Below are 16,352 nucleotides of genomic sequence, written 5' to 3'. Positions count from 1 at the left end.
GTCGCCGACTGACGAAACCGGGTGGCTACCCCGTGAGGCGGATGACGTACGGCATGGCGCCGCTGGTCCGCAGGGGCGAGATCTTGACGACCGACCCGGACTGCGGTGCCTCCACCATCTGGTTGTTGCCCAGGACGAGCGCGACGTGCTCGCTCGCGTTGGGGCCGTAGAAGATCATGTCGCCGCGCTGCATCTGCGACAGCGGGACCTTCTTACCGGAGGTGTACTGGTAGCCGGTGTAGTGCGGCAACGAGATCCCGATGCCGGCGAACGCGTAGATCATCAGACCCGAGCAGTCGAAACCGGACTTGTTGTAGTCGCCGTAGCTGTCGGCGACGCCGCCGTCCCGGATGCCCTTGGTGGGTCCGTTGGCGTTGCCACCGCCCCACGCGTAGGTGACGCCGAGCTGCGAGAGGGCACGGTTGACCACGATCTCCACCGCAGCCGATCCGGTGACGCCGGGTGTGACCGAGGTGGAACCGCCGGTCCCCGGGGTGGCGGTGGTGCCCTGATCGGTCCCGTTGAGATCGGTGTGCGGACGCTGGATCGATGCGACGACCGACGCCAACACCTGCTGCGCCGCGTCGACCGCGAGCTTCGCGGCAGCCTCCGCGGCGACCTTCAGCGCCGACTGCGCGGCGGTGGCGATCGCATTCTGCATCGGGTTGACCGGTGCGGCGGCCGGAACGCGTCCGGGGATGGCCGGAGCCTGCGCCGACGGAGCCTGGGCTGCCGGTGCCTGACCCGCAGGCGCGCCGGCAGCCGGGGCCTGAGCCGGAGCGGCGGCCTGCACCTGACCCGGGACCACAGCGGCCGCAGCCGCCGCGGCGCGGCCACGCAGTGCGTCGAGCTGGGCCTGCGCCTGATCACGGGCGGCGGTCAGTTCGACGCGTCGCGCCGATTCGGTCCGGACCGCGGCCATCGCGTCCTGAATCGCTTGCAGCGCATCATTCTTGCGCGCCGCCGCCGACTTCGTGGCGAACGACGCCTGCTTCCGGGTGACCGCTGCGGTCGCGACCCGGTTCGCCTGCTCGTTGCGGGCGACCTTCAGTCGATCGATCGAGGCCTTCTGTTCCTTGGTGAGCCGATCCAGGATCCCGGCGCGGTCGAGAACCGCACCCGGGTCGGAGGTGGACAGGTAGTTCGTCATCGAACTCTGCGAGCTGCCCTGGCGATAGAGGTTGCGCACGAAGTCGTCGAAGCCGCGCTGCGCCGTGCTGATGGCCGCGGTGGCCTTGCCGAGCGCGTCCTGCGACCCCTTCATCGCGATGGACGCGAGGCGTTCCTGATCGCGGGCGTTCTGCAGGTCGACGAGAGTGCGGTTCACCGACTCCCGCTTGAGCGCGACGGTGTTGTCGAGATCGGCCAGATGTTGGTCGGTACCGGCGATCTGGTTGATCAGCTCGGCGATGCCGCCGGGACTCCGCGGCGAATCACCCGCGGACGGGGCCGCTACGGACGGGCCTGCGCCCATGCCCAGCATGGCGATGATCACCACCAGGGCCATCGTGGCGACCGCAGTCATCCGAGGCCCGCGGTCGCGGGTCCCGGGTGATTCGGTGTGGTGGTTTCGACCCGGATCGTGTTGACCCGGAGCGGCGTGTGGCCGACGGTGCGAACCGCGCGCTGCGCGTGCTCGGCCGACGGGAACGATACGTCGCACTGATGACTCCCTCGCAGAACTGACGTGCGGCTGGTGGACGCCCGATCGTCCGGCGACACCGCAATCCGGTCGATTCCGACACCGCCGGATACGACACGATCACTGATCACCACCGCCAACTTGTGTCCCGGCAGGTGTCAACTTCCCCATCAACACCACCAATGACATGTCGAACCGTACGCCACAAATGCCCCGAGCGAAACATGAGTCACAAATTACAAAGGGGTGATTACCTGCATTTATGCGGTGAACTGCGCGTCATCACGGATATATCTCGTGAATGACACGGAGGTAATTCATTAAAGGTGGCAAACGGCGGATTTGCCGACGCGCTCTAGCGGATCGAGCGGTCCTGCTCGCCGTCGCCGGATACGGACCCGCTGGTCTCCTCGGACTCCGTCGGTATGACCGAGGCCGACTCCGTCGGTACGACCGAGGCCGATTCCGTCGGGTTGGTCGAGGTGGCGGCGCCGGCGCGGCGACGTCCCAGGATCCGGGCCGCGACCGCACCCAGGGCCACCACGACGATCAACGCGATGGTGACGACGGTCCACGGGACCTGCGTCTGATCGGTCATCCGGTCGAGCAGCTGCTGCGCGGCGACCGGCGGATTGCTGGTCGACAGATTGTCCTGTGCCTGCTCGAGCTGCACCCGGCTGAAGTCGTCGGACGCCGAACCGACGGTCCCGGGGCCGAACACGACGACCGTTCCCCCGGTCTCCTCCTGCAGCGCGGTGGCGATGTCGCGGAAGTAGGTGAACTTCGGCTGCGATTCCGACAGCACCACGAAGTACATGTCGTGACCCTTGTCCCTGGCCTGCGACACCACCGAGGTCAGGCGCGGCGCGATGTCGGCGGGTGCGGCGACGTGGTCGTCGGCCAGATCGGCCTCTATCGCCGTCAGGTCGACGTTCGCGGGGATGATCGACATCGCCGGACTCTGCACCCAGGTGCTCGCGGTGGGGGCCATGTCGTGTCGCTGCCTTCCGGTCCGGGGTCGATGACTCACCCCCGCCAAGACCCTCCATAGGGGTCACATCCACAGGCACAGTACGACACAATTGACCCGCGGTGATCGAACCGCGATGTCGCGGCCCGCTCGCGCGGGTCGGGGACACGCGATGTTCACCGTGTGCGCGACACCCCGTCACCCGGTGGTGATTTAACCAGTACGCGCGTACTGCTAGACTTGTCCCACGCATCCGATCTGCCTCGGGTGCCCGCAACAGCGCCGGCCAGCCCGCCGGTGACAAACGTCGGCGCCGCCCCGTCGACACAGCGAGAGTGGAGTGTTCTGTGAGCTCGAGTATCGATACATATGGTGCCAAGGGGACGTTGGAGGTCGGCGAGAACTCGTACGAGATCTTCCGTCTCAGCGCAGTCGAGGGTGCCGACAAGCTTCCCTACGCGCTGAAGGTTCTCGCCGAGAACCTGCTGCGCACCGAGGACGGCGCGAACATCACCGCCGACCACATCCGCGCGATCGCCGACTGGGACCCGTCCGCGGATCCGAGCATCGAGATCCAGTTCACGCCTGCGCGCGTGATCATGCAGGACTTCACCGGCGTGCCCTGCATCGTCGACCTCGCCACGATGCGTGAGGCCGTGCAGGAGCTCGGCGGCGACCCGGACAAGGTCAACCCGCTGGCGCCCGCCGAGATGGTCATCGACCACTCGGTCATCATCGAGGCCTTCGGCAACGCCCAGGCGTTCGAGCGCAACGTCGACATCGAGTACCAGCGCAACGAGGAGCGTTACCAGTTCCTCCGTTGGGGCCAGGGCGCGTTCGACGACTTCAAGGTCGTCCCCCCGGGCACCGGCATCGTCCACCAGGTCAACATCGAGCACCTCGCCCGGTCGATCATGGTCCGCGACGGACAGGCCTACCCCGACACCTGCGTCGGCACCGACTCGCACACCACGATGGAGAACGGTCTGGGTGTCCTGGGCTGGGGCGTCGGCGGCATCGAGGCCGAGGCCGCGATGCTCGGCCAGCCGATCTCGATGCTCATCCCCCGCGTCGTCGGCTTCAAGCTGTCCGGCGAGACCAAGGCGGGCGTGACCGCGACTGACGTGGTCCTCACCATCACCGAGATGCTGCGCAAGCACGGCGTCGTCGGCAAGTTCGTCGAGTTCTACGGCAAGGGCGTGGCGGCGGTGCCGCTGGCCAACCGCGCGACCATCGGCAACATGAGCCCCGAGTTCGGTTCCACCTGCGCGATGTTCCCCATCGACGAGGAGACGGTGAAGTACCTCCGTCTGACCGGTCGCAGCGAGGAGCAGCTCGCGCTGGTCGAGGCCTACGCCAAAGAGCAGGGCATGTGGCACGACGGCGAAAAGGAGTCGGTGTACTCCGAGTACCTCGAGCTCGACCTGGCCCAGGTCGTCCCCTCGATCGCCGGACCGAAGCGTCCGCAGGACCGCATCGAGCTGTGGGACGCGAAGAACGCGTTCCGCAAGGACATCCACAACTACGTGGAGAATGGCAACTCCGCCGAGCACACCAAGCTCGACGACGCCGTCGAGGACACCTTCCCGGCCTCGGATCCGGCCGCTCTGTCCTTCGCCGACGACGACGCCGCACCGCTGCACTCCGCCGCGCGCAACGCGACCGGTCGCCCGACCAAGCCGGTCCGTGTCGACTCCGACGAGCTCGGCTCGATGATCCTCGACCACGGCATCGTCTCGATCGCGTCGATCACCAGCTGCACCAACACCTCCAACCCGTCGGTCATGATCGGCGCCGGACTGTTGGCCCGCAACGCCGTCGACCGCGGCCTGACCTCCAAGCCGTGGGTGAAGACCTCGATGGCCCCCGGTTCGCAGGTCGTCACCGGCTACTACGAGAAGGCCGGCCTGTGGCCGTACCTGGAGAAGCTGGGCTTCTTCCTTGTCGGGTACGGCTGCACCACCTGCATCGGCAACTCGGGCCCGCTGCCGGAGGAGATCTCCAAGGCGATCAACGAGCACGACCTGACCGCGACCGCGGTGCTCTCGGGCAACCGCAACTTCGAGGGACGCATCAACCCCGATGTGAAGATGAACTACCTGGCCTCGCCGCCGCTGGTCATCGCCTACGCCCTCGCAGGCACCATGGACTTCGACTTCGAGTCCGACCCGCTGGGCCAGGACACCGACGGCAACGACGTCTTCCTGAAGGACATCTGGCCGTCGGGTGAGGAGATCGAGAAGACGATCTCGGAGTCGATCTCGCCGGAGCAGTACGCGGCCGACTACGCCGACGTGTTCAAGGGCGACGAGCGCTGGCGCGGACTGCCCACCCCGGACGGCAAGACGTTCGAGTGGGACGAGAAGTCCACCTACGTGCGCAAGCCCCCGTACTTCGAGGGCATGCAGCGTGAGCCGGCTCCGGTGAAGGACATCACCGGCGCGCGCGTCCTCGCGAAGCTGGGTGACTCGGTCACGACCGACCACATCTCCCCCGCCTCGACGATCAAGCCGGGTACCCCCGCCGCGCAGTACCTCGACGCCAACGGTGTGGAGCGCAAGGACTACAACTCGCTGGGTGCCCGTCGCGGCAACCACGAGGTGATGATCCGGTCGACGTTCGGCAACATCCGGTTGCAGAACCAGCTGCTCGACGGTGTCTCGGGTGGATACACCCGCGACTTCACCCAGGATGATGCGCCGCAGTCGTTCATCTACGACGCCGCGCAGAACTACGCCGCGGCGGGCACCCCGCTCGTGGTGCTCGGTGGCAAGGAGTACGGCACCGGGTCGTCGCGCGACTGGGCCGCGAAGGGCACCAGCCTGCTGGGCGTCAAGGCCGTCATCACCGAGAGCTTCGAGCGCATCCACCGCTCGAACCTCATCGGCATGGGCGTCATCCCGCTGCAGTTCCCCGAGGGCGAGTCGCACGGGTCGCTGAAGCTCGACGGCACCGAGACGTTCGACATCAGCGGTATCGAGGAGCTCAACAACGGTGGTGTCCCGTCGACCGTGAAGGTCGTCGCGACCAAGACCGACGGCTCCACCGTCGAGTTCGACGCGGTCGTGCGCATCGACACCCCCGGTGAGGCGGACTACTACCGCAACGGCGGCATCCTGCAGTACGTGCTGCGCAACATGATCAAGGACTGACGCAGTACCGCAGTACCGCAGTACCGAAGTCGTTCATCCCACGGTGGACCCGTTCCCGGGTCCACCGTGGGTGAGCACGCCATGAATCAGAGGTCAACACCGTGCCCAAGGTCAGCGAGGACCATCTCGCCGCGCGTCGTCGCGAGATCCTCGACGGGGCACGGCGGTGCTTCGCCGAGTACGGCTACGACGGTGCCACCGTCCGTCGCCTCGAGGAGGCGACCGAACTCTCCCGCGGCGCGATCTTCCACCACTTCCGGGACAAGGAAGCGTTGTTCCTGGCCCTGGCCCACGAGGACGCCGAACGGATGGCCGACGTCGCCGCCGAACAGGGGCTCGTCCAGGTCATGCGCGACATGCTCGACCACCCCGAGGATTTCGACTGGCTTGGGACCCGCCTGGAGATCGCGCGCAAACTGCGCACCGACGCCGCGTTCCGCACCGAGTGGTTGGCGCGGTCGGTCGATCTCGAGACCGCGACCCTGGCCCGACTGGAGCGCCAGCGCAGCGCAGGCCGCCTGCGCGACGACATCCCGACCGCGGTCATCGTGCAGTACCTGGACCTGGTCCTCGACGGCATGATCACCCGGCTCGCGTCGGGTCATCGAAGCGGCGACCTGCACGCCGTCCTCGACCTCGTCGAGGAGTCGGTGCGGCGTCCCCGGTCGCGATGACCGCGGCGGTGCCCCCGGGACCGATCCCACCGGTCGTTCTTGCGGAGGCATCCGGCGCCACCGTGACACCCGTCTGGCTCAACGACGCCGGCGGCGTCACCTACGTCGTCGACGATGCCCGCTCACCCCGCTTCGTCAAGTGGCAACCGCACTCCGCGGAGATATCGCTGCGCGACGAAGCCATCCGAATGCGATGGGCGGTCGGCTTTCTCACCGTGCCAGAGGTCGTGTCCCACGGATCGGATACGGACGGACAGTGGCTGGTGACCACGGCCATCCCGGCGCGCAGTGCGGTTGCCGACGAATGGATCGCCCGACCGGCCGTCGCCGTCGCGGCGGTGGGACGGGGCCTGCGCGCACTTCACGAGGCGCTGCCGGTGGCGCAGTGCCCATGGTCGTGGGCACCCGCCGAACGGATCGAGCAGGCGCGGGATCGCGGAATCCGGGTACCCGCCGATCTCGAGAGCGCACCGAGCGTCGACCGACTAGTGGTGTGCCACGGCGACCCCTGCTGCCCCAACACCCTTCTCGGCGACGACGGGAACGTGGCCGGGCACGTCGATCTGGGGTCGCTCGGCGTCGCCGATCGCTGGGCGGACATCACGGTGGCGGCCATGAGCACCCTGTGGAACTACGGTCCGGGCTGGTCGGACCATCTCCTCGCCGCCTATGGGGTGGCGCCGGATGCAGTTCGGATGGACTACTACCAGCGCCTGTGGGACAACACCTGACGACTTCCCGGCCGCCGCCGTAAGTTGAGTTATTCGCCCTCCGGGATCGTTCTCGATCGATAGCATCGGACCCACACGCGATGACGTCAGCGGAAGGTTCGGCCACACACATGTTCCCAGGAGTGTTCGCGGCGACGACGCCCGACAAGCCGGCCGCGATCTCGCCCGCCACCGGTGAGCAACTCACCTACCGCGAACTCGACGAGCGATCGACCCGCCTGGCGAATCTGCTGCACGAACTGGGATTACGCCGAGGCGACTGCATCGCACTCGTGTCGACCAACGACCTCCGGATGTTCGAGGTCTACTGGGCCGCACTGCGTTCGGGGTTGTACATCACACCGGTCAACTATCATCTGACCGCTGCGGAGACGAACTTCATCCTCGGTGATTGTGGTGCGCGCGTCCTGTTCGCCAGCACCGCCTCCGCCGATGCGGTCTCGGCCAGCGATGAGGTCCCGACCATCGAACGTCGCTTCGCCTGGGGCGCGGGCATCGGCGGGTTCGACTCCTACGACGCGGCCCTCGCCGAGGCGTCACCGCTACGTCCGGCGACCCAACCACGCGGGCACGACATGCTCTACTCGTCGGGGACGACCGGACGCCCCAAGGGGATCAAACCGGCTCTGCCCGAGGGGCAGGTCGACGAGATCCCGGACGTCTACACGGCGATCTTCGCGCCCATGTACGGGTTCGACGAGAACACCGTCTACCTCTCGCCCGCCCCGCTGTATCACGCTGCGCCGCTGAGGTATTGCGGCATGACCCAGTCGGTGGGCGGAACCGTGGTGATGATGGACCGGTTCGACGCGGAGGAGGCGTTGCGACTGATCGAGAAGTACGGGGCCACGCACAGCCAGTGGGTGCCCACCATGTTCATCCGCATGCTCAAGCTCCCCGCGCAGACCCGCGACTCCTACGACGTCTCGTCGATGAAGGTCGCCATCCACGCCGCAGCACCGTGTCCGGTGCACGTCAAACGCGCGATGATCGAGTGGTGGGGTCCGGTCATCCAGGAGTACTACTCGTCGACCGAGGCGGTCGGGGCCACCTTCATCAACAGCGAGGAGGCTCTCGCGCATCCGGGGTCGGTCGGCAAGCCGCTGCTCGGGGTCATCCACGTCTGCGACGACGACGGGACCGAGTTGGCCACCGGCGAGACCGGGACCGTGTTCTTCGAGCGTGAGGCGCAGACCTTCTCTTATCACAACGACCCTGAGAAGACCCGTGCCGCACAGCATCCCGACCATCCCCTATGGGCCACCACCGGCGACATCGGGCACGTCGACGACGACGGCTTCCTCTACCTGACCGACCGCAAGGCCTTCATGATCATCTCCGGTGGCGTGAACATCTACCCGCAGGAGGCCGAGAACATCCTGATCGGTCACCCCGCCGTGTTCGACGTCGCGGTGATCGGGGTGCCGAACGACGAACTGGGCGAGGAGGTCAAGGCCTGCGTGCAGCTCGAGGCCGGCGCCTCGGCGTCCGAGGAACTCGCCGCCGAACTCATCGCGTTCACCCGCGAGGCGCTCGCCGCCTACAAGGTTCCGTGCACCGTCGACTTCGTCGACGAACTACCCCGGACCGCCACCGGCAAGCTGGTGAAAGGTCAACTGCAGAAGCAGTATCGGTGATCAGGCGAGCTCGATGAGCTCCTGATACTCGTCGCTCCAGTGGTCCTCGGTACCGTCGGGCAGGAGGATGACCCGCTCGGGCTCCAACGCGGCGGCGGCACCCGGATCGTGCGTGACCAGCACGACGGCACCGGAGTAGGTGCGCAGCGCGTCGAGCACCTGCTCGCGGGAGATGGGGTCCAGGTTGTTGGTCGGCTCGTCGAGCAGCAGGACGTTCGCCGCCGACGACACCAGACCGGCCAATGCGAGGCGGGTCTTCTCACCGCCGGACAGCGTCCCGGCCGGCTGCTCGAGTTGCGGCCCGGTGAACATGAACGCACCCAGGAGACCGCGGAGGTCCTGCTCGCCCGCATCGGGTGCGGCGTGGCGGATGTTCTCCCACACCGAGGCGCGGTCGTCGAGGGTGTCGTGTTCCTGCGCGAAGTACCCCACCTTCAGCCCGAACCCGGGTTCGAGGGTTCCGGTGTCGGGCTTCTCCACACCGGCGAGCAGGCGCAGCAGCGTGGTCTTACCCGCGCCGTTGAGCCCGAGGATCACCACCCGACTGCCCTTGTCGATGGCGAGGTCGACGCCGGTGAAGATCTCCAGCGAGCCGTACATCTTGGTGAGGTTGGACGCCATCAACGGCGTCTTGCCACACGATGCGGGCTCGGGGAAACGGATCTTGGCGGTCTTGTCGGAGACCCGCTCGGCGTCGAGTTCGTCCAGCATCCGATCGGCCCGTTTGAGCATGTTCTGCGCTGCGACGGCCTTGGTGGCCTTGGCGCCCATCTTCGCGGCCTGCACGCGCAGCGCACCCGCCTTCTTCTCGGCGTTGGCGCGTTCCCGTTTGCGGCGCTGCTCGTCGCTGGCGCGGGCGTCGAGGTACTTCTTCCACGTCATGTTGTAGACGTCGACCTCGCTGCGGACGGCGTCGAGGAACCAGACGCGGTTGACGACGTCGGCCAGCAGATCCACGTCGTGGCTGATCACGACGAGGCCGCCGTCGTGGTTGTGCAGGAACGCGCGCAGCCAGCCGATGGAGTCGGCGTCGAGGTGGTTGGTGGGTTCGTCGAGCAACAGGGTGGTGTTGGACTTGCCGCCGCTGCCGTCGGCCGCGGCGAACAGGATCCGGGCCAGCTCGATGCGACGGCGCTGACCGCCCGAGAGCGTCTTGAGTGGTTGCTCGAGAACACGGTCGGGCAGGCTCAGGCTGTTGCAGATGCGGGCGGCCTCGGACTCGGCGACGTACCCGCCGAGCGAGGAGAAACGGTCCTCCAGTTCTCCGTAGCGGCGGACCGCCTTGTCCTGGGCCACCGGATCGGCGACCTCGGCCATCAGCGCCTGCTGCTTCTCCAGGTCGCGCAGCAGGGTGTCGAGACCTCGCGCGGAGAGCACCCGGTCCTTGGCGAGGACGTTCAGATCGCCCTCTTTGGGGTCCTGCGGGAGGTACCCGACCTCGCCGATGGTGCTGACGGAGCCGGCGTACGGCTCGCCCTCACCGGCCAGGATGCGCAGGGTGGTCGTCTTGCCGGCACCGTTACGGCCGACCAGTCCGATCCGGTCGCCGGGCTGAATGCGGATACCCGGCCCCGGAACATTGAGAAGGGTGCGGACGCCTGCGCGCACCTCGAGGTCGGTTGCCGTGATCACGACGCTTGAGTTTACGCGCTCATGACCATTGCTTTTCGCCATGACCGCGCGGCGGGCGCCGGAGGTGCTTCGTTACGGTGCAGGATGTGACCGAACCAACAGACGCACCCGCCGGATCCGACCTCCGATCGCTCGCCGGACGCTCGGCCCTGGTGACCGGCGCGAGCCGGGGCATCGGCCTGTCGATCGCCACCGAGCTCGCCCGTCGCGGTGCGGCCGTCACCATCACCGCGCGCAAACCGGAGCCGTTGGAGCAGGCCGCGGAGTCCATCCGAGCTGCCGTCCCGGGTGCCGTCGTCGCGGCCGAACCCGGCAACGCGGGATCGCCCGAGGACCGCGCCCGCGCGGTCGCCACCGCGGCCGCGTCGACCGGCACCGTCGACATCCTCGTCAACAACACCGGGATCAATCCGATCTTCGGGCCGCTGATGTCGGCCGACCTCGATGCCGTCCGCAAGATCTTCGACGTCAACGTCGTCGCCGCACTCGGGTTCATCCAGGAGTGCCATCGCGCCGGCATGGGGTCCCACGGCGGGACCGTCGTCAACATCGCCAGCGTGGCCGGACTGTCGTCCACCGGGGTCATCGCCGCCTACGGTGCGTCGAAGGCCGCGCTGATCCGGTTGACCGAGGAGCTCGCGGCCGAGCTCGGGCCCGGCATCCGGGTGAACGCGGTCGCCCCCGCCGTGGTGAAGACACAGTTCGCCGAGGGACTGCTCACCGCCGGCGAGGACGTCGTGGCGTCGCGCTATCCGCTCAAGCGGGTGGGCGTGCCGACCGATGTCGCGCAGGTGGTGGCCTTCCTCGCCGGTGACGAGTCCAGCTGGATCACCGGCGAGACGATCCGAATCGACGGCGGCATGCTCGCCGCCGGCAGCTAGGACCACCGTGGTCGACACCGACCTCCGGTGCACCCTGGCCGTCGTCGGAGCGGGACCGGCCGGGCGGTCGCTGGCCCACCGAGCCGCGGTGGCCGGCATCGACGTCGTGCTCGTCGACCGCGACCCCGATCGGGTGTGGCGCTCGACCTACGCCACCTGGACCGACGAACTCCCGTCGTGGGTCGACGCGACCGCCATCGCGCACCAGGTCGATTCGGTGGCGGTGTACTCCCCCGGGCAGCACACCCTGCGCCGTGGCTACACGGTGCTCGACACCCCGACCCTGCAGCGCAGCCTGAATCTGGACGGGGTCCGCGTGGTCGGCGGGACGGCCATGACCGCTGACGCGCGGTCGGTGTCGGTGAGCACCGGCACCACCGTGCACGCACAGGTCGTCGTCGACGCACGCGGGTCGATCTCGACGACCGGTCCGGCGCAGACCGCGTACGGCGTGTTCGTCCCCGCCGAATCAGCCACCCCGATCCTGGGTGACGACCCGGCCGTCCTGATGGACTGGCGAACGTTCGACGGCTCCGACCGGCAACCACGCGTCCCGAGCTTTCTGTACACGGTCCCGGTGTCGCCCGATCGCGTACTCGTCGAGGAGACCTGCCTGGTCGGGCACCCGGCACTGTCGGTCGGCACGCTACGAGAACGCCTGCGCACCAGGATGAATCGTCTCGGTCATGCGATCGACGTCGACGGCGACGACATCGAGCGGGTCCATTTCGCGGTGACCGGGGGTGGCGGACGTCCGTGGACGTCGCGCCCCACGACGTTCGGCGCGGCCGGCGGTCTCATGCACCCGGCGACCGGCTACAGCGTCGCCACCTCGATGCGGTGCGCCGACGACGTAGTCGCGGCGATCGAGCGCAACGGCGATCCCGGTTCGGCCCTGTGGACGGCACGAGCGCGACTCGTGCACACCCTGCGTCGGCGAGGACTCAACGCGCTGCTGGGCCTCGACGCCGAGACGACCGTCGAGTTCTTCGACGCCTTCTTCACCCTGCCGCCCGACCGTCAGCGCGCCTACCTCTCGGGCCGAGATGATCCACGCGGGGTGATGGCGGCGATGCTCACGATGATGCGGGTCGCCGACCCGGGGGTCGGGATCGCGGTGGCTCGCGGAGCGGCGGCGCCGACCCGCTGGTGACCGTCAGCCTCCGGCGGTGTCGTCCGCGTCGAGCATGCGGCCCAGGAGTTCGGCCAGCGTCCGGAGTTCGTCGTCGGTGAGCGCGGACACCGACGGCGGCGGCCGCAGGAGGATGGCGTCGGCCGTCGCGATGGCGTCGTGACCCTCTGAGGTGAGTGTGACCAGCTTGCGGCGTCTGTCGTCGGGGTGCGGGCGACGCTCGACGAGTCCATGCGCTTCTAGTTTGTCGACGATCAGCGTCGCGTACGGTGCGTCGACGTTGTTGGCCTCGGCGAGTTCGCGCAACGTCATCGGTCGATCGCGCAGCTGGAACAGGACCTTGCCCCGCCCACCACCGAGGCGGAACCCGAGGGCGTCGGCGAGTTCGCCCCGGCGGTTCTGCGCCTCGACGTAGCGGTACATCCGTTCCCAGGCACCGTGATCCTGGCGGGTGGGGTCGCTCACCAGGGCACCGTACGTCCGAGGTAGTCGACGTATCGCAGATCGGTGGATCCGGAGAGGGAGTCCAGCGTCGTGACGACGTTCGGGATGGAGTCGTCGACGGTCAGACGTGCCTCGCTGCCACCGAGATCGGTCTGCACCCACCCCGGCGCCATCAGCACCAGCGAGCGTCGGCCGCCTGCATGCCGCGCTGCGTAGCTCCGCACGTACGTGTTCAGTGCTGCCTTGCTCCCGCGGTACACCTCGTGGCCGCCGTTCACATTGTTGGCGACACTCCCCTGCCCCGACGACATCACCCCGATGGTGCCATCGGGTTCCACGAGATCCGCCAGCGCCTCGATGACGCGCAACGGGCTCAGCGCGTTGGTGATCATCACCCGGGTGAACTCCTCGTCGCTGGTCTCGGCGACTGTCCCCTCGGGTTCGTTGGTCACGCCCGCGTTGACGAACAACAGGTCGAAGGTGCGGCCGTCCAACCGCTCGCGGAGTGCGGCGATCTGGTCGGGCTCGGTGATGTCGACGGTCTCGATCTCGATCTCCCGGCCATCGTGGTCGGCGAGGTCGTGCAGCGGCGTCCGAGAAGAACCGCGCACGGTGGCCACCACCTGTCTGCCGAGTCCGGACCATTCGTCGGCCAGGGCGAGGCCGAGACCGCGCGAGGCCCCGATCAGCAGGACACGGTCGAGGGATCGTTCGAATGCGTCTTCGCGTTCAACAGTTGTAGTCATAACAACCATTGTAGTCTCTACAACTGATATCGCGCCAGGATGGGACGGGCTGCTGCAGGGTCTAACGCGGTAGTGCCCGCCAACGCTCGACCATGTCTTCGATGTCGATGGTGGGCACGACGATGCGCGAGGCCGGACCGAGGGACGGCGCCAGCCGTTCCCGCTTCACCCGGCGGTTGAAATCGACGAGAATTCGGCGGACCGACTCCTCACTGCGTATGTCGCGCAGCGACTCCGGGTACTCCTGTCGTTCGCGTCGCAACTGCAACGTGGCCGGCAGCAACGCCGACGAGTCGAGCCCCTCGTCGCGGATCTTCTTCTTGGCCCACCACTCGGGGTCGTCGAGACCGCGCAGATCGAGCGGTTGGCCGAGGCCGGGCAGGTCGTCGAAATCGCCGCGCTCGCGAGCCTCCCGGATCAGTCGGTCGACGCGGGTTTCCGGCACCGGCGGCTGCTGCCAGCGTCGACGGCGGCGCGCACGCCTGCTGTCGAGATCCGGCGCCGCATCAGGCTCCGACACCTCGTCAGAATGGACCGGCCGCTCGGGGCCGGTGTGTGGATCCATCGCCGATCGACGAGGTTCAGACGGTGAAGCCCAGCGCGCGGAGCTGTTCGCGTCCGTCGTCGGTGATCTTGTCCGGCCCCCACGGCGGCAGCCAGACCCAGTTGATCACCAGTTCGGTGCACAGCCCGCTCCCGACGACCGCGGCACGCGACTGGTCCTCGATGACGTCGGTCAGCGGGCAGGCCGCCGAGGTCAGGGTCATGTCGATCTTCGCCACGGCCTCGGCGTCGACATCGATGCCGTAGATCAGGCCGAGGTCGACGACATTGATGCCCAGCTCGGGGTCGACCACGTCGCGCATGGCCTCCTCGACGTCGTCGAGGCTCGGCAGGGAGGTCGTGACCTCGCCGGTCGGTGTTGTTGTCTCACTCATGTCAGTTCCTTTCCGCGGACTGCAGTGCAACGGTCTGTGCGAGAGCGTCTTTGAAGGCCAGCCAGCCCAGCAGCGCGCACTTGACGCGGGCCGGGTACTTGCTGACACCGACGAAGGCGATGCCGTCACCCACGACGTTCTCGTCGCCCTCGTCCTTCCCGCGTGAGGTCATCATGTCGTTGAACGACGCGACCGTGGCCAACGCATCGGCGATGCCCATGCCGACCACCTGGTCGTAGAGCACCGACGTCGAGGCCTGCGAGATCGAGCATCCCTGACCGTCGTAGGAGATGTCGGTGACCGCCGACCCGTCGTCGGAGAGCGTGACGCGCAGGGTGATCTCGTCACCGCACGTGGGGTTGACGTGATGCACCTCGGCGCCGAAGGGCTCACGAAGACCGCGACCGTGCGGGTGCTTGTAGTGATCCAGGATCACCTCCTGGTACATCTGTTCCATTCTCACCGCTGCTCCGTTCCCGCAGCCACACCGAAGAACTCCTGCGCGGTGACGATCGCCGCGGCGAGCGCGTCGACCTCGGCCGTCGTGTTGTAGGCGGCGAATGACGCACGCGCACTGGCGGCCACGCCGAGACGCTTGTGCAGCGGCCACGCGCAGTGATGCCCGACGCGGATGGCGACACCCTCGTCGTCGAGAACCTGACCGAGATCGTGGGCGTGGAGGCCGTCCACTCCGAACGCGACCGCTCCCCCACGATCGGTGGTGTCGGTGGGACCGATGATCCGGACGCCCGGGATGGCCCCGAGTACCGCCAGTGCGTGTCCGACGAGTACGCGCTCGTGCTCGGCGATGGCCTCCATGCCGATGGCCTGCAGATATCGGACGGCCGCGCCGAGCCCGACGACCTGCGACGTCATCGGCACGCCGGCCTCGAAGCGCTGTGGCGGGTCGGCGTAGGTCGACACCTCCATCGACACCGTCTCGATCATCGATCCACCGGTGATGAAGGGAGGCAGCTCCGCCAGCAGCGCACGCTTGCCGTACAGCACACCGACACCCGAGGGGCCGAACATCTTGTGCCCGGAGAACGCGGCGAAATCGACGTCGGAGGCGGCGAAGTCGACCGGCATGTGCGGGACCGACTGGCACGCATCGAGCACGACGAGCGCACCGACCGCGCGGGCACGACGCACCATCTCCGCGACGTCGGCGACCGCGCCGGTCACGTTGGACTGATGGGTGAAGGCCAGGACCTTGACCGAGTCGTCGAGGTCGAGCGAGGTCAGATCGATGCGACCGTCGCCGGTGACCCCGTACCAGCGCAGGGTCGCCCCGGTTCGGCGGCACAGTTCCTGCCACGGGACGAGATTGGCGTGGTGCTCGAGTTCGGTGACGACGATGGTGTCACCGGGTCCGAGGGGCCTCCCGCCGAACAGGGCACCCGACCGATCGTCGCCGAGGGTGTAGGCGACGAGGTTGAGCGACTCGGTCGCGTTCTTGGTGAACACGATCTCGTCGGTCTCGGCACCCACGAAACCGGCGATGATCTCGCGGGCGTCCTCGTAGGCATCGGTGGCCTCCTCGGCCAGCTGGTGGGCCCCCCGGTGCACGGCCGCGTTGCAGGTGGTCAGGAATTCCCGCTCGGCGTCGAGCACCTGCAGCGGACGCTGCGAGGTCGCCCCGGAGTCGAGGTAGACCAGGGGCTTCGAGTCACGCACGGTCCGCGCCAGGATCGGGAAGTCGGCCCGGAGGCGCTCCACGTCGAGGGCATCGACCGGCGACTGGGTCGTGACGGTTGTGGTCATGCGATCACC

The 16,352-nt window shown here is 67.8% G+C and carries 15 protein-coding genes; 6 read left to right on the top strand and 9 right to left on the bottom strand.

Annotation, left to right across the window (positions count from 1 at the left end):
- Nucleotides 1–25 precede the first annotated feature (25 nt).
- Together IEV93_RS20930 and IEV93_RS20925 are read right to left on the bottom strand one after the other, a co-directional pair.
- Entirely contained in the window at nt 26–1,525 is a 1,500-nt protein-coding gene (locus IEV93_RS20930) for an NlpC/P60 family protein (protein WP_229705373.1), read from the bottom strand.
- Between the two features lie 472 nt (nt 1,526–1,997).
- A complete protein-coding gene (locus tag IEV93_RS20925) occupies nt 1,998–2,633 on the bottom strand; it encodes an Rv1476 family membrane protein (protein WP_188492618.1) in 636 nt (211 codons plus the stop codon).
- A gap of 326 nt (nt 2,634–2,959) precedes the next feature.
- Here IEV93_RS20925 and IEV93_RS20920 point away from each other — a divergent pair, with 326 nt between their 5' ends.
- The 4 genes from IEV93_RS20920 (at nt 2,960) to IEV93_RS20905 (ending at nt 8,806) form a co-directional block, all read left to right on the top strand.
- Nucleotides 2,960–5,764, top strand: a complete 2,805-nt coding sequence (locus IEV93_RS20920; protein WP_188492616.1) for an aconitate hydratase — start codon at nt 2,960–2,962, stop codon at nt 5,762–5,764.
- Between the two features lie 101 nt (nt 5,765–5,865).
- On the top strand, nt 5,866–6,438 hold the full coding sequence (locus tag IEV93_RS20915; protein ID WP_188492614.1) for a TetR/AcrR family transcriptional regulator: 573 nt from the start codon (nt 5,866–5,868) through the stop codon (nt 6,436–6,438).
- Nucleotides 6,435–7,169 (top strand): aminoglycoside 3'-phosphotransferase, encoded by a 735-nt coding sequence (locus tag IEV93_RS20910; RefSeq protein ID WP_188492612.1) that lies wholly within the window; start codon nt 6,435–6,437, stop codon nt 7,167–7,169. The genes IEV93_RS20915 and IEV93_RS20910 overlap by 4 nt, the downstream gene beginning before the upstream one ends.
- A gap of 110 nt (nt 7,170–7,279) precedes the next feature.
- Complete coding sequence (locus tag IEV93_RS20905) at nt 7,280–8,806, top strand: acyl-CoA synthetase (protein WP_188492610.1); 1,527 nt, start codon at nt 7,280–7,282, stop codon at nt 8,804–8,806.
- Here the strand turns inward: IEV93_RS20905 and IEV93_RS20900 are convergent, their stop codons facing one another.
- A complete protein-coding gene (locus IEV93_RS20900; protein WP_188492608.1) occupies nt 8,807–10,438 on the bottom strand; it encodes an ABC-F family ATP-binding cassette domain-containing protein in 1,632 nt (543 codons plus the stop codon).
- Nucleotides 10,439–10,524: 86 nt separating this feature from the next.
- Between IEV93_RS20900 and IEV93_RS20895 the strand changes: the two genes are divergently transcribed.
- Both IEV93_RS20895 and IEV93_RS20890 read left to right on the top strand, forming a co-directional pair.
- Nucleotides 10,525–11,319, top strand: a complete 795-nt coding sequence (locus tag IEV93_RS20895) for an SDR family oxidoreductase (protein WP_188492606.1) — start codon at nt 10,525–10,527, stop codon at nt 11,317–11,319.
- A gap of 7 nt (nt 11,320–11,326) precedes the next feature.
- Nucleotides 11,327–12,472, top strand: a complete 1,146-nt coding sequence (locus tag IEV93_RS20890) for a lycopene cyclase family protein (protein WP_188492604.1) — start codon at nt 11,327–11,329, stop codon at nt 12,470–12,472.
- Nucleotides 12,473–12,475: 3 nt separating this feature from the next.
- Here IEV93_RS20890 and IEV93_RS20885 read toward each other — a convergent pair whose 3' ends face one another.
- The 6 genes from IEV93_RS20885 to IEV93_RS20860 form a co-directional block, all read right to left on the bottom strand.
- Nucleotides 12,476–12,916, bottom strand: a complete 441-nt coding sequence (locus tag IEV93_RS20885) for a MarR family winged helix-turn-helix transcriptional regulator (protein WP_229705372.1) — start codon at nt 12,914–12,916, stop codon at nt 12,476–12,478.
- Nucleotides 12,913–13,641 carry an SDR family oxidoreductase gene (locus IEV93_RS20880; protein WP_188492602.1) on the bottom strand — a complete coding sequence of 243 codons (729 nt, stop codon included), beginning with the start codon at nt 13,639–13,641 and terminating at the stop codon, nt 12,913–12,915. Before IEV93_RS20880 ends, IEV93_RS20885 begins: the two co-directional genes overlap by 4 nt.
- Before the next feature lie 61 nt (nt 13,642–13,702).
- Entirely contained in the window at nt 13,703–14,161 is a 459-nt protein-coding gene (locus tag IEV93_RS20875) for a DnaJ family domain-containing protein (RefSeq protein WP_229705371.1), read from the bottom strand.
- A gap of 61 nt (nt 14,162–14,222) precedes the next feature.
- Nucleotides 14,223–14,579 (bottom strand): metal-sulfur cluster assembly factor, encoded by a 357-nt coding sequence (locus tag IEV93_RS20870; protein WP_188492598.1) that lies wholly within the window; start codon nt 14,577–14,579, stop codon nt 14,223–14,225.
- Between the two features lies 1 nt (nt 14,580).
- Complete coding sequence (gene sufU / locus IEV93_RS20865) at nt 14,581–15,042, bottom strand: Fe-S cluster assembly sulfur transfer protein SufU (RefSeq protein ID WP_188492596.1); 462 nt, start codon at nt 15,040–15,042, stop codon at nt 14,581–14,583.
- On the bottom strand, nt 15,039–16,343 hold the full coding sequence (locus IEV93_RS20860) for a SufS family cysteine desulfurase (RefSeq protein ID WP_188492594.1): 1,305 nt from the start codon (nt 16,341–16,343) through the stop codon (nt 15,039–15,041). The genes sufU and IEV93_RS20860 overlap by 4 nt, the downstream gene beginning before the upstream one ends.
- Between the last annotated feature and the right edge of the window lie 9 nt (nt 16,344–16,352).

The organism is Williamsia phyllosphaerae (assembly GCF_014635305.1).
GTDB lineage: Bacteria > Actinomycetota > Actinomycetes > Mycobacteriales > Mycobacteriaceae > Williamsia_A > Williamsia_A phyllosphaerae.
Note: the sequence above shows the minus strand (reverse complement) of the source record. Positions and strands in the feature narration are given on the sequence as shown.

Excerpts from the sequence above, each read along its gene's own strand:
- IEV93_RS20930 (WP_229705373.1), bottom strand. The coding sequence starts at position 1,525 with ATGACTGCGGTCGCCACGATGGCCCTGGTGGTGATCATCGCCATGCTG.
- IEV93_RS20925 (WP_188492618.1), bottom strand. The coding sequence starts at position 2,633 with ATGGCCCCCACCGCGAGCACCTGGGTGCAGAGTCCGGCGATGTCGATC.
- IEV93_RS20910 (WP_188492612.1), top strand. The coding sequence starts at position 6,435 with ATGACCGCGGCGGTGCCCCCGGGACCGATCCCACCGGTCGTTCTTGCG.
- IEV93_RS20905 (WP_188492610.1), top strand. The coding sequence starts at position 7,280 with ATGTTCCCAGGAGTGTTCGCGGCGACGACGCCCGACAAGCCGGCCGCG.
- IEV93_RS20880 (WP_188492602.1), bottom strand. The coding sequence starts at position 13,641 with ATGACTACAACTGTTGAACGCGAAGACGCATTCGAACGATCCCTCGAC.
- IEV93_RS20870 (WP_188492598.1), bottom strand. The coding sequence starts at position 14,579 with ATGAGTGAGACAACAACACCGACCGGCGAGGTCACGACCTCCCTGCCG.
- IEV93_RS20860 (WP_188492594.1), bottom strand. The coding sequence starts at position 16,343 with ATGACCACAACCGTCACGACCCAGTCGCCGGTCGATGCCCTCGACGTG.